The sequence below is a fragment of the Gemmata obscuriglobus genome (assembly GCF_008065095.1).
GTDB lineage: Bacteria > Planctomycetota > Planctomycetia > Gemmatales > Gemmataceae > Gemmata > Gemmata obscuriglobus.
Genome location: NZ_CP042911.1, coordinates 992276 through 1006258, shown reverse-complemented (window position 1 = coordinate 1006258; position 13983 = coordinate 992276). Strand labels below are relative to the sequence as shown.

Here is a 13983-nt window from a genome sequence, read left to right as displayed (position 1 = left end):
TAAAGTGCGTGCATCGGGTTCGCGTTTAGCTCGCTGCCTTGCAGCAGGCCGATGTTGCGTCGGCCGAGCGAATGGCTTCGCACACAACTCGGGGAAGGCTGTTCCAGCACCGCTTTCGGGCTGAATTCACCGGCGCCCGGTGCGGGCTGGTACAACCCCGTAGGTCGTGGTTCCGCACCGGGCGCCGGTGAATTCAGCCCGGCGGTGCCGTGAGCCTTCCGCGAACCGGGTCGAGAAGTAGACGCAACCCGACGCAGCACAACGGCCCGCACGTTTCGGCGTGCGGGCCGTTCGCGCCGGTCACCCGATCACCCCGCCACCTGGCGGCGCGGACCGCATCTCTTCCCACTCCTCGCGCACCTTCCGCAGCCCCAGCGCGCACACCTCGAACTGGTCGCTCAGCCGGCGGAACAGCCCGGCCTCTTCGTCGTGGTGCCGCTCCTCTTCGAGCCGGCTGGTGAGCATGTACCCGCGCTTGCCCTGGGCGGTGTAGTTCACGAACGCGTCCTTGCACGCCCGCGCCCGCATCCGCTCGACGGCCTCCGGGTACACCCCGGTCCAGAACAGCGCGAAGTCCCCGATGTGGCGGTAGTAGTCGCACTGGGTGCGCCCGCCCGCCGGGAGGCGCGCGGCTTCGACCACCATGTCGGTCAGCTCGGTGAGCGGTTGACCGCCGTCGCCGCGCAGTCGGAACACGGCGTCGTTGTGAATGAACCGGGTGAGCAGCGAGGAGAGGTAATCAGTCAGGGGCGGGTCGGCCACGCCGAGATGGGAGAAGAAGGCGTGTTCGGCGAGCCCCGCAAACAGCCGCCGCAGCGGGTGCTCAGGGGGTGGGTTCCACATGACCGTCGAATCCTCCGTTCGGTTCCGACATTTCGACACGGGCTCAGTGCCCGGATTTCAGCATGCCAAAAAGCCGCTATGAAATCAACATCGAATCGGCCATCGGAAAATATCGCTTATTTCCCGTCCGGCACTTTCGGTACAACCTCGCGCGCCTCCTCGATCACCACCGGGGAACGATTTTCGGGCGGCAAAGGAGCCCCCGGCACCGAAACCCACTCCTGCACGGGCAGCGGCACCGCCGGTTTTGGCGAGAGCAACGGAGGCGCCACGTCCGGTAGGGGCACCTTGAGTTCCGGCGCCGCAGGCGGGGCGACGACCGAGACCGGCGGCTCGGCCCTCACACTTGGAACGACCGGGAGCGGCTCCGGTTGCGCGGGGGCATTCATCCGCGGCTGCCCCTCGCCCGGCGGCTCGGTCGTTGCGGCCGCGGCTGGGGTCACCGCTCCGGCGAGGCACTGGGCCGGGTGCCCGAGCGCCCGGTACAGCCGGAACTGGGCGCGGTTGTAGTCGGCCACGGCGGCGAAGAAGTCGGTGCTGGCCTGCGCGAACGCTTGCACCGCCGCCACCGCCTCCTGCGGGCGGACCACGAGCGTGAGCGCGTCCCCGACCCGTCGCGTCTGGCCCAGCCCCTCCGTGCTCTTTTGCACGAGTTCGATCGCCTCCCGGAGCGCCGGCTCGGCCGCGTTCAGGCGCAGGGCCGCCGCACGCACCTGGGCGAACGCCGTCGCCACCTCCGCCGCGATGCGGTCCTGCGTGCGGAACAGCTCGAGCGTCGCCAGTTCGTGCTCCGCCCGCCGCTCGTGGACCCGCGCCCGGTTCCCGAGCCCCAGCGCCGAGAACTCCCACAGGAGCTGAACGTCGATGTCGAACCGGCCGTCGAAGTTCTTCAGGTCCCCGGAGCGCCCGCCGCCGAACGTCCCGTAGCCCAGCGAGCCGCTGGGGTTGGTGGACACGCTCCGAACGGCGAGGCTCGGCACCAGCGGGCGGATCTTCTCTTGTTTCAGCCGCGCCAGCGTCGCCTGAACGAGCGCCTGGTTGCCCGCCAGTTCGGGACGGGTGGAGAGGGCGAGGGGGATCAGGTCGTCGACGGCGACGGTCGGGTCGATCACCGTGACCGGCAGGAACGCAGGCTCCGCCGGCTCGACCACCGCCGCGGCGTCCAGTCGCAGGACGCGGGCGAGTTCGGCGCTGGCGGTCCGCCAGCGCTCGCGCGCCGCGGCCACCGCGATCTTGCGGCGCCCGAGTTCCGCACGCGCCCGGTGCTCCTCGGCGGGCGGCGCGAGCCCCTTCGTGAGTTCCGTGGTCTTGCGGGCCAGTTCCTCTGCGCGGGCCTCGGCGGCCAGCGCGCCGGCCAGGTCGCCCCGCGCCTGCTGGATCCCGAAGTACGCCTCGGCCGCGGCGAGCGTAGAATCGTTGGCGGCGCTCTGCTGCTGGGCCTGCCGCAGGCGCAGCTCCTGGCGCGCGGCGAGGGGCGCGTACACGGCGTCCGAGAACGAGAACACCACGTTCGGCCCGAACCCGGCCATGAACGTGTTCCGGTTCGACTTCACCAACTCCCCGGCGAAGTTCTGCTGCGGCCCGGTGTGCGCGAAGTAGTCGGTGCCCAGCGAGACGTTCGGCAGCCAGAGCACCCGGGCGCGGTCGTACACCGCCGCCGCCGCGGCCACCTGCTGCCCGGCGATCTGCACGTCTAACGGGCGCGCGTTCGACAGGCGGAGCGCCGTGGCGAGGTTGATCGGGAGCGGCCTGTCCGCGGGCTCCAGCGGCGGCGCCGCATTCACGGCGGGAGGTTTACCGGCGCTCAACGATTTGGGCGGTGACGCGATGCCGGTTGTACCGGGCCGCGTCTGGAGTTGCCCGCGGGCGGTCGAGGCGGGGCGGTCGAGGAACGTGTCCGCAGTGCTGCACCCGGCCGCGGCTCCTGAAACCGCAACCGCGCACGCGAACAGGGAGCGGCGGACTCGCCTCATCCTTAAACCGCCTCGGGCCGGAGTTCGTACCGAACTGGAACGTATTTCGCTCGGCGCATAGCGAACCGGTGCGAAACACGCAACCGCAACCGCCCGGCCACTTCCGGCGGCGCCGGCGAGTAACTAAACTCACCGTGCCGCGGATGTTGCACCCGAACCGCACGCGCGAGACACCATGCTCCCCACCCGGATTCGCCTCGCCGCTCCTCTCCTGATCGCCGCCGTCTGCCTGTCGGCCGGCGCGGGCCGATCGAACGATCAGAAGAACGCGCCTCCCAAACCGGACCCGGCGCAGGGGCGCAAGGCGTTCGGGGACCAGCTCACGGGCCGCACCGCCGACGAACTGAAACCGCTCGCCGAGCGGCTCGCGCAGGAGTGGGTGGGGCACAAGGGCGCGGTGGACGTGGCCCACGGGCGCCTCACCCTTCGCGTCGCAGACGCGACCAAGGCCCGCCAGCAGGTCACCGACCTCAAGCCGCCGGCGCCCGGGCCGCTCTCGCTCCAGCCCGACGACGCGGCGATCAAGGCCGAACAGGCCCGGGGCGATTACCTCACCGCCCGCGTGCGTGCGCTCGAGGCCGTTCATTCGGCCTTGCTCGCGGTCGGCGGCGCGGGTGCTGAGTTCGATCGTGTCGCACAGGCCGCGGACGACCTCCTCTTCCGGTTGAAGGCTACGGCGACGGCGGCCGTAAAGGCGGGCGCGGGCGACCTGCCCAACGCGATCGCGCCGCAGCAGCTCGACGCCGCGGCCGCTCAACTCAAGACGCGCACACAAGAAGCAAAAACGGCTACCGAAAAGGCCAAAAGCGATCTCGGCGCGCTGGAGAAGGAACTTGCCGACGCCCGAGCCGCGGTGACCGGCTCCGCAGCGAAAGTCGAGGCTCTGAAAGGCGCCCAAACCGACGCAACCGCGACGGCGCAGTACGAGAGCCAGATTCGCCTGATGAACCCGCAGCGGCTCGCGGACGAGATCGCCGGGCTCCGTCAGGTGCTGGCCGAGAAGACGGCTGCGGCCGTCGGGGACGCCCGCGACTTCCACGCGGACCGCGCCGCGGTCCGCGACGCGCGGGCCGTGGTCGCTTGGGTCAAGGAGCCGCTCCCGCCGGCCGGTGCGGCTCCGTTCGACACGACCACCCCACTACCGAAGGCGGTGGAAAAGCTCACGGCGGCACAGCAATACATGGCGGCCCGGCTTCGCACCGCCGACGAGCGGGCCGACAAGGAGAAGGCGCTCGCGGCGGCGCTGGACGAGTTGGAGAAAAAGACCGTCGCTTACGCCACCACCCTTGATGCCGCCCGTCGTGCGGTGACGCGCCTGGGGCTGATCTCGACGGAAATCGGCCGCCGCGTCGCGGCCGGCGACCTGGACCCTGCGAAAGCGCCGGACGCGAGCACGAGCGTCGGCCGCGCCGCCCTGGAGAGCGACGCCCACGAGGCGGCACAAGCCCTGGCCGAGTTGCGCCAGGAACGCGACGCCCTCCGCAAGCCCGACGCCGACGCCGACAACGTCAAGAACCTCACCGCGCAGCTCCACGCCCGCGTGTCCGAGCGGCTCGCGCTGCTCAACGAGCTCCAGAAGCTCGGGACCGACCTCGCGCTCGCGTACAAGGACCGCACCGAGGCGGAGCAGAAGCGGCTCGACCAGCGTGCCGCCGAGCGGCTCGCCCGCGAGGCCGGCGAGTGGGACTGGGCGCTGGCGTTCGACCGCTCGAAGCCCGCGCTGGGGGCGGCGGAGCTGCTCGCCGCGTACTACCGCGAGCTGGTCGACGCCGACGAGCGGGCCGACAACCTGAAGCGCCAGCGCGAGGTCATCGACCAGCTCGTGGACCTCACGACGCGCGAGGCCGCCGACGCCGCGAAGCTGCGCGCGGTTCTGGCGCGGCGCGCGAACGCGACCGCAGAGACCCGCGGGTGGGACGAATGGCTCAGCGGGCAGCTTACTCCCAACGGGCTGCGCGCCGAAGCGGCCACTTACCAGAACGAGGCCGCCCGGCTGAGCGCCGTTGCCGCCGCGGCGGCGCGGCGGGTGGAAGCCCTGACCGGGAACGCGGCGCCCGAGCCCGCGAAGTTCGCCCAGCAGAGCAAGCTCCCGGCGGGCGGCGGCGAGATCGGTCGTGCCCGGGCCGAACTCCAGGACGCCCGGCTCCGCGGGCTGCGGGCCACCGGCATCAAGGTCGGGCTGATCCTACTCGGCGCGCTGATCCTGCCGGCGGTTGTGCTGCTGACCCTGCGCCGGGGCATGCGGGGCGGTACCGACGCGGCGGGGAACCCGTCGCCGGTGCTGGCGGTGCTGCGCCGCGGGGTGCGGGCCGCCACCTGGGGGGCGGCGGTTGCCCTCACCCTCAGCGTGCTGGGGTACGACGTGACGGCGCTGGTGATCGCGCTGGCGATCGGCGCGCTGGCGGTGGCGCTCGCCGCCCGGCCGATGATCGCCGACGTGCTCGGGTCGGTCGTCATCTTCGCCGAGCGCCGGTTCCAGGTCGGCGACGTGGTCCGGCTCGGCGACATCGAGGCCGCCCGGGTGGTCGACATCACCTGGCGCTCGACCGCCCTCAAGACCTCCAGCGGGCTGGTGTTCAGCGTACCGAACCGGAAGGTCACGGAGTCGGCGCTGGAGAACCTGTCGAAGGGCACGGAGACTTACGACACCCTCGCGGTGACCGTGAGCACAGACAAAGACGCCGGCAAGGTGATCGGCGTGATCCGCGCGGCGGTGGGGCAGTGCAAGAACGTGTCGGCCGAGAACGGGGTGACGGTGCTGCGGTACACCCAGAAGGGGAGCGTGAAGGTCGTGGAGTACCGGTTCTGGTGGTTCCTCAAGGACTACGAGACCCGGAACAAGACCCGCGACGAGGTGTTCGCGCGGATCGCGCTGGGCCTGGCGCACGAGGACATGAGCGGCATCGAAGTGACCCTCGGGTAAGAGCGGATTGGGCACGAAGAAGAGAAGAGGATCGGCCACAAAAAAGCACAAAGGGCACAAAAGAAAACCAGGACGAAGACAGCAGAAATGTGTTGAACTCACTCCTCTGCTTTGGTCCTTGGTTCCCTTTTGTGCCCTTTGTGCTTTTTTGTGGCCGATCCTCTTCTGTCTTCCTCTTCGGTTTTCTTTTGTGCCCTTTGTGCTTTTTTGCGGCCAATCCTCTTCATCTTCTTCGCGGCTTTACTCAGGGCGCGTCCACGTCGAGCCAGGCGGTGACGTCGAGCCGGGCGTGCGCGCTGCACTGGGCGACTTCCGGGATCGTCCGGTACGCGTCGGCCGCGGCCGGCCCCAGGTGCGGCAGCGCCGCCAGCGGCACCGACGCCCACTCGCGGTAGATGGTCAGGTCGTCGCGGCTCTCCGCGATCGGGAGCCCGGCCACCGGGATCGCGCGCCGGGCCAGCTCGCGCAGGGCCTCGCCCGACGCCCCGGCCGGGCAGGCGAGGACGGTCACCTCCGAGCCGGCCCACGGGCCGTTGCCGACCCACGCCGGCTCGGCCTCCTGGTACGCCTGCTCGATCGCGCGTTCGGCCTGCTGCGGGGTGCGGAACCGCTCGGCGAACATCGCCGCCAGCCCCACCTCGCCGAGCCGCCGGTCGAGGTGCAGCCGGGTCTCCTCGAACACCACCGCGATGACCCCTTCGACGCCCGCCGACGAGTTCAGGCACACCTGGAACAGCCCGCCGGTCTCCGGCTCCAGCACCGCCTGCACCCGGCGGTCGATCTCCGCCAGGTCCGCGTCGGTGAGCACCTTCAGGAACCGGTCCACGGCGTCGCCGAGGCTGACGCACCCGGCGGGCATGAGCCGGCGCAGCGACACCGGCGGCTCCGGCGGCTCCTCCGGCACGCTCGCCGCGGCGGCCGCCATCCGCTGCCGCGCCACCGCCACGTCCGCGACTTGCTCGCTCAGCGTGTCGCGGACGGTCTGGTAGGCGCCGACGAGCTGCCGGAAGGTGACCGCCTGGAACCGCGCCCGCGGGTACAGGCGCAGCGCGTCGGTCAGCTCCGCGGCGCTCGGCTTCCACATGCCCCGCTGGTAGTGGGCGTAGTGCGACAGGCACTCGAACCCGCTCACCGCCTTCGCGTCCAGCTCGGCCGCCAGTTGCGTGTACCGCTCGATCAGCCGGTCGGTGGTCGCGAGGAACTGGCGGAACAGCTCCTCCGTGCCCGCCAGCCGGAACTCGGCGTCGTCGACCAGAACGGGCGCGAGGGTGCGGAGGTCGAGGGCGAACGACGCGGCGGCGTCCGCGGCGGCCTTGGCGACCGCCTCCTCGAGCGCGGTGAGCGGGCGCTTCAGCGCGGCGGCGGGCGGTCCCAGCAGCCGGTTGATGGTGTCGAGGGCGACGCCCACCTGGGTGGGCTCCGGGAGCCGGTTCAGCCACCCGCGCGGGACCAGCGGCTCGGTGGCCGCGGCCGCCCGCTCGTCGATCTTCCCGCCGGCCGCCTGTTCGGCGGCGAACTGAAGGTGCCCGAGTATCGTGTCGGGGTCCAGCCCGAGCTGGGTCCACCGCTGGGCCGCGATGCCGGGCATCTGCTCGCGCACCCGCTTGAGGTCCGGGGCGGCCCACCGCTTGAGCAGCGCCCGGCCCACCGTCGCGGCGGTGCGGGACACCACCTCGGCCCGGGGCCAGTCGAACGTCGCGATGCCGAACGCCCCGACCGTCACCCCGCGGGGCCGCTCGTCCCGGTCGTGTTCTTCGGCGGCCCGGGCCTCGTCCGCGGCCCGCCCCACCTGGGCGAACAGGTCCAGCCGGATGCGCTCGGCCGCGTCGCCGAACGGCCGGAGCGCGGACAGGGCGGCGCTCGGGTCCGGGGTGCGCTGGGCCGCGAGCGAGATCACCCGCGACCCCGGCTTGTTCGCCGCCCCGGAGCCGGGCCGGGGGCGCGCGCCCGGGTTCGGGATGTTCGTTGGGGTGCGCCGCGCCACCGGGCTGACGCCCGAGCCCGGCGGGGAACTGGGGCCGGCCGCCGGCCCGGGCAGCAGGTAGCACCGCGCGAACGGCGCGTCGGTCTCTTTCACGAACCCGCTGCGCTCGTCGTAGTGGGCGGTGAACACCGTGTCGGGCCGGCTGTAGTGGTTCAGCTCGGTGAGGGCCGCGTAGGTGTTGCCCAGCGCCTGCGGCGAAGTGAGCGTCGCGTCCGCGGGCGGGACCACCATCAGCCCGCGCACGTCCGGGCGGTCGTAGCCCATGCGCTTCAGCCGGCTGCGCACCGCGTACGCCAGGTCGAGGAACATGCCGCCGCCGGTGCCGCCGCCGGTGCCGGCGACGACGTACACCCGGGGCCGGTTGGTGCGCCGCTTCAGCCCGGTCCGCGCCTCCGTGAGCAGCAGCGCGTCGGGGGCCACCGCGGCGTCGATCTCGGCCTGCACCTTCGCCATGATGAAGCGGTAGTGGTCCAGGAACGCGAGCCGGCCGAACAGCCGCACCCCGAGGGTGAGCGGGTTGCGGGGGAGCTTGTACAGGAGCTGCGGGTCGAACCACCCTTCGGTGAGCGAGCGGCCGTTGAACCGCGGCTTGAGGTAGTGGCCGGCCCGGTTCAGCCGGGCGGGGAACACCTCGTCGCTGCCGAGGGCGGCGAGCCGGTCGCCGAACCGCTCGCGCCCGGCCTCCTCCAGGCCGTCCGGGTCGGTGTCGATGTACAGCGTGCGGAGCGCCGGCGTGGTCGCGGGCGGGCCGTACCGCTCGTGCAGCTCGAACCGGAGCCGCTGGAGCACCCGCAGCCCGGCGTTCCCCAGCCCGATGACGATCGCGGGCTGGAGCGGGCCGTCGCCGCCGAGTTCCGGCGGGGCCGGGGTGAACACCGGGCCGTAGATCTCGCCGCCGCGCGACGGGGTGTCGTCCGCGACCGACACTAGCGCCGCCGCCGCCGCGCCGGGCGGAGCGATGTTGGGCGGCAGGCCGATCATCGTGGGCGTGTCGTTGTCCGCCGCGGGGTACTTCGGGAAGACGCCCGAGGGGGCCGGCGCGCCGGCGAGCGAGCGGACCAGCGAGGCGACGTTGGGCCACCGGTCTTCGGGCTTCTTGGACAGCGCGCGCGCGAGCGCGGGCCGGTCGTTCGGCGGGCTCGGGGTCAGGTTCGGCGGCAGGTTCAGGTGCTGCATGAGCAACTGGCTCATGCTGCTGCCGTCGAACGGCCGCACCCCGGTCAACAGCTCCTGGTACACGCAGGCCAGGCTGTACTGGTCGCAGTAGCGGGTGATGACCCCGTCGAACGTCTCGGGGGCGGCGTACACCGGGGTGATGCCGCCGGTCACCTCCGCCATCAGCCCCTGGAGGTCCTTCACCTGCCCGAAGTCGGCCACCTTCACGTGGTTGTACAGGAGGAACAGGTTCTGCGGCTTGATGTCCAGGTGCTGGAGCTGGAACTGGTCGTTGAACAGGTCCAGCACCTCGGCGATCTCGGTCATGTACTGGAGCAGCTCGTCCCGGGGGATGCCCGGGAGCCCGCGGTCGCGGCACTCGCGGAACCGGTCCCACAGGTTGCAGTCGGCCAGCTCCATCACGATCATGAGCCGGCCGTCGACGATGTCGTACCGGTCGAGCGCGAGCAGGTACGGGTGCCGCACCTGCTGGACCCGCTTGAGGGACTTGAGTTCCTGCTCGGCGTACCGCACCAAGTCGTTGTCCCGGGACCGCAGGTCGCCGTGGATGATCTTGATGGCCTTGAAGATGCCGCCAGGGGCCTCGCAGCGCCACACCTCGCCGAACCCGCCGGCGCCGAGTCGGTCGAGCAGTTTGTAGCCCGAGATCGGCTCGACCTGGGCTTCGAAACGAACAGACATCGGGCGTGCCCCGTCGTGCGGAGGGGTAGCGGGTGCGAACGAACTAGGGGAACCGTAGCACAGGATTTCGGGCCGGGGCTGAAGAACTGGCCGGAGCGGGAAGGTGCAGCGACTGCAAGAGGTTGCGCGGCCCGGATCCACTGGCAGCGGGGCTCGCGGCTCCCTTTTGTGGCACAACGGTGCGCACGCCACGAACGGGCTGCGAGAACCGCCCGCGCGTTCCCGGTCGCGCCGGCTTATTCTTGCAATCGCCGTCCTGGCAAGCATTTGCGTCGCGATAGAGATGCGACGCCGGGACCTCGCTCCGCTCGTTCCGCCGCTCCACATGCGGTTCGGGCTGAAAATTCGTGGGTAGCGACCGCCCAGCGAACGGGTAGCCCGTGAGCAGTCGACCGTCAGCGAATGTCCCGTCTGCGCCCCAGCGGGGCACCCACGTGCGGTACGGGAGCCTCGTTGCGGCGCCGTCCGGGCGGATGGCGGACGCGGTCCGGAGGGGAAGCCGGCGATCGGTGGGGGAATCTTGTCCATCACACGACTGATGGCACCGCGCGCCGCGGAACCCCATTCCGTGCGGCGGAGCGCCGGCCGCCCCGCCGCACGGAACGGGTCCGGTCCGAACTACTTCACTAGGTCTGCCGGCTTCACCGGCTGCTTGACCCACTCCGCGGTCCCCTTGAACCGGAACGGCGTGGGCTTGTACTCGCCCACGAGGTCCACGTTCGCCTTCTCGGGGATCTTGTCCTCCAGCCCGGCGGCCCAGAGGCACCCGTTCACGATCAGCCGGCGGGTCCCCTCGAACTCCAGGTCCTGCGACGCGCCCATTGTGGTCGTGAACGCGCGCCCGGTCTTGTCCCCCGCGGCCTTGTAGGCCTTGGTCCACGCGACCGGCATCATCGGATCGTTCTTCTTGTTCTTCACCGCGGGCGAGTCCGGCTTCAGGGTCTCGGTCACCTCGCCCAGCAAGAGCGGCGTGCAGTCGGGCAGCGGGAGCGTGACGGTGTACACGTCCGTGGTGCCGAAGACGCTGCCGGGCGCGACGCCCTTCAGGATGCCGTGCCCCTCCTGCCCCTTCACGACGACCCCGCGGGTGCCCTCCTTGCCGTGGGCGCCGTGGTGCGCGACCCACTTCTCGCCCAGCACCCGCTTGCCGAACCCGCCCTCCCAACCCGGCGCCCCGCTGCCGTTGTTGAACCGGGCGAACGGGCTCGTTTTCGGGATGTCGTTGAACGCGTGCGTCGAGGTCCGCAGCCCGACCACCGGTTTGCCCGCGTCGATGTAATCGGCGATGTGCTGCATCTGGTCGTCCGGCAGCTTGAGGAACCGGGTGAAGACGACGAACAGGTCCGCCGTCTTGAGCGCGTCGAGGCCCGGAACGTTGCTGATGTTCGGGTTGACGGTGCCGTCCTTGGGGTCCACCGTGAACAGAACCGTACACTTGAACCCGTGGTGCTTCGAGAGGATCTTGGCGAGCTGCGGGATCGCCTCCTCCGAGCGGTACTCTTGGTCCCCGCTGACGAGGACGACGTGCTTGCCCTTCCCGGGGCCGGCGCCGCCGTCGAGGACGATCGGTTTGTCTTCGGCGCGGGCCAACGGCGGCGCCGCGAGCAGGGCGAGGAGTGCGAGCAGGCGGGTGAGTTTCATGGCGGGGTGTGGGGTGAGAGGTCCGAACGGAACCCGCCCCGGCCTCCCGCGGAGGTGAGGCGTGCCCTTCTTCAGGGAGGGGCACCGCCGGGGTAAAACGTTGGCGCCGGGGTCTCGCGTCGGGCTGTTCGCGGCGCCACCTCTCCCACTCGGGAGAGCCGGGGGTGGGTTTCTAACGCCTCAGTATACTGCCTGAACGACGTTCGGGAGGGCAGCCATGTTGCGTGCGTTCTTGTGCGGGGTGTTCGTGTTGTTCAGTTCCGTAGACGCGTTCGGTCAGGACGGCTACCAGAAGCCGCCGCAGGCGGTGCTCGACATCCTCGACGCGCCCGCCCCCCCGGGCCTCTCGGTCTCGCCCACGGGCGAACACATCCTCTTGGTGCAGACCGCCCGCTACCCCTCGATTGAAGAGGTCGCGGCGCCGATGCTGCGGCTCGCGGGGCTGCGCATCAACCCCAAGACCAACGGCCCCGCCCGCCCGGCGCGGGCCACCGGGCTGGCCCTGCTGCCGGTCACCGGCGGGGAGCCGAAGGCGCTCGCCCTGCCCGAACACGGTCGGATCGGGTTCCCCCTCTGGGCGCCCGACGGGAAGCGGTTCGCGGTGGAGAACTTTACCGACGCGGGCATCGAGCTGTGGGTGTGCGCGCTCGACGATCCGAAGCTCGAACCGGTGAAGGGCGTGCGGCTGAGCGCGGCGGTCGGCTCGTCCGTCCAGTGGATGCCCGACGGGCGGTCGCTGCTCGTGCAACTGGTGCCCGACGGGCGCGGCGAGGCCCCCCGGCCCCCGGCCGCGCCCGTCGGCCCCGTGGTGCAAGAGAGCGGCGGCACGGCGGCGCCCGTGCGCACCTACCAGGACCTCCTGAAAGACCCGCACGACGCGGCCCTGTTCGAGTACTACTGCACCTCGCAGCTCGCGGTGGTGAGCGGGGAGCCCGGCAACCCGACGGTCCGGAACGTGGGGCGGCCGGCGATCAACATCGGCTCCGACCCCTCGCCCGACGGCCAGTTCGTCCTGGCGTTCCGCGCGCAGAAGCCGTTCTCGTACCTGCACCCGTACACCGCGTTCCCGCGGGCCGTCGAGGTGTTCAAGTCGAGCGGGGAGCGGTCCGCGACCGTCGCCGAGTTGCCGCTCCAGGACAAGGTGCCGATCGAGGGCGTGCCGACCGGCCCCCGCGCGATCCGGTGGGTCCCGACCCTGCCGCACGCGCTCATCTGGGCCGAGGCGCGGGACGACGGCGACCCCAAGAAGAAGGTCCCGCACCGCGACGCGATCGTCACCGCGACCGTCGGCGGCGAGGCGGTCACGGGCACCGAGCTGATGAAGGTCGAGCACCGGTTCGCGGGGCTCGACTTCTTCCCCACCGGCAACCGGATGCTGGTCCGCGACTACGACCGCGACCGCAAGTGGGGCCGCACGTTCCTGGCGGCGAGCAGCCCGGTCCTCGCGGACGAGCCGAAGCTGCTGTTCGAGCGCTCGGTGCAGGACCGGTACGGCGACCCCGGCGCGCCGCTGCTGCGCCAGCTCCCGAGCGGGCACTCGGTGATCCGCACCGCCGGCGACCCGGCGGGCGACACCATTTTCATGAAGGGCGACGGGGCGAGCCCGAAGGGCGACCGCCCGTTCCTCGACCGGTACGACCTCCGGACGCAGAAGGCGGAGCGCCTGTTCCACTGCCCGGAGGGGAGTTACGAAGAGGTCGTCCGGGTGCTGAACGGCACCGGGACCAAGTTGCTCGTCCGGCGCGAGTCCGTGAGCGAGCCGCCGAACTACTTCTTCCGCGACGGCCCGCACGAGAAGCCGCTGACCACGAACGCCGACCCCGCGCCGGAACTCCGGAAGGCGAAGAAGCAGCTCGTGACCACGAAGCGGGCGGACGGCACCGCCATTTCGTTCACGCTGCACCTGCCGCCGGGCCACAAGGACGGCGAGAAGGTGCCGGGGGTGTTTTACGCGTACCCGGTGGAGTTCGCGTCCGCCGACACCGCGGGGCAGGTGACGGGGTCGCCGCACCGGTTCACCGCCGTGAGCGGGTACTCGCACCTGTTCTTCCTCACCCAGGGGTACGCGGTGATGGAAGTGTCCATGCCGATCGTGGGGCCGCCGGAAACCGCGAACAACAACTTCGTGGACCAGCTCAACGCGAACGCGAAGGCGGCGCTCGACAAGGCCGCCGAACTCGGCGTCGATCCCGCGCGGGTCGGGGTGATGGGGCACAGCTACGGCGCGTTCATGACCGCGAACCTGCTCGCGCACGGCGACCTGTTCAAGGCGGGGATCGCGCGGAGCGGGGCGTACAACCGGACGCTCACCCCGTTCGGGTTTCAGAACGAGCGCCGCACGTTCTGGGAGGCGCCCGAGGTGTACGGCCGGATGTCGCCGTTCTACTACGCGGACAAGATCAAGGAGCCGCTGCTCCTGATCCACGGCGCCGCCGACAGCAACCCGGGCACGTTCCCGGTGCAGAGCGAGCGGATGTACCAGGCGGTGCGCGGCGCCGGGGGTACGGTGCGGCTGGTGCTGCTCCCGCACGAGGACCACGGTTACGCCGCGCGCGAGTCCATCGGGCACGTGCTGTACGAGCAGATCGCGTGGTTCGACCGGTACGTGAAGGGCGCGAAGAAATAAAAGAAAAGTGTTGGCCGCACGGAAGCGCGCCGAGCACAAAAGGAAGACACGAACGAGGCCCGGCACGCGCGCCGGGGCGTTCCCGGACCCACCCTTACGGCCGTTACCGCGGCCGCCCTTTTTTGCTGCCTGACAT

6 protein-coding genes are annotated in these 13983 nt (G+C 71.1%); 2 read left to right on the top strand and 4 right to left on the bottom strand.

The features are described 5' to 3' along the window. Window positions 1-300: 300 nt before the first annotated feature. Window positions 301-843 carry a hypothetical protein gene (locus GobsT_RS04145; protein WP_109571305.1) on the bottom strand — a complete coding sequence of 181 codons (543 nt, stop codon included), beginning with the start codon at window positions 841-843 and terminating at the stop codon, window positions 301-303. A gap of 116 nt (window positions 844-959) precedes the next feature. Beyond that, entirely contained in the window at window positions 960-2816 is a 1857-nt protein-coding gene (locus GobsT_RS04140) for a TolC family protein (protein ID WP_109571306.1), read from the bottom strand. A 175-nt stretch (window positions 2817-2991) separates the two neighbouring features. Here GobsT_RS04140 and GobsT_RS04135 point away from each other — a divergent pair, with 175 nt between their 5' ends. Continuing rightward, window positions 2992-5739 (top strand): mechanosensitive ion channel domain-containing protein, encoded by a 2748-nt coding sequence (locus tag GobsT_RS04135; protein ID WP_109571307.1) that lies wholly within the window; start codon window positions 2992-2994, stop codon window positions 5737-5739. Window positions 5740-5983: 244 nt separating this feature from the next. Here the strand turns inward: GobsT_RS04135 and GobsT_RS04130 are convergent, their stop codons facing one another. Next, the gene (locus GobsT_RS04130; RefSeq protein ID WP_010049667.1) at window positions 5984-9580 is read right to left on the bottom strand and encodes a tubulin-like doman-containing protein; all 3597 of its coding nucleotides are present in this window, start codon (window positions 9578-9580) and stop codon (window positions 5984-5986) included. Between the two features lie 618 nt (window positions 9581-10198). After that, the gene (locus GobsT_RS04125; protein WP_010049668.1) at window positions 10199-11221 is read right to left on the bottom strand and encodes a ThuA domain-containing protein; all 1023 of its coding nucleotides are present in this window, start codon (window positions 11219-11221) and stop codon (window positions 10199-10201) included. 217 nt (window positions 11222-11438) lie between these two features. Here GobsT_RS04125 and GobsT_RS04120 point away from each other — a divergent pair, with 217 nt between their 5' ends. Next, window positions 11439-13847, top strand: coding sequence for a S9 family peptidase (locus GobsT_RS04120; RefSeq protein ID WP_109571309.1), 2409 nt, complete (start codon window positions 11439-11441; stop codon window positions 13845-13847). Window positions 13848-13983: the final 136 nt, after the last annotated feature.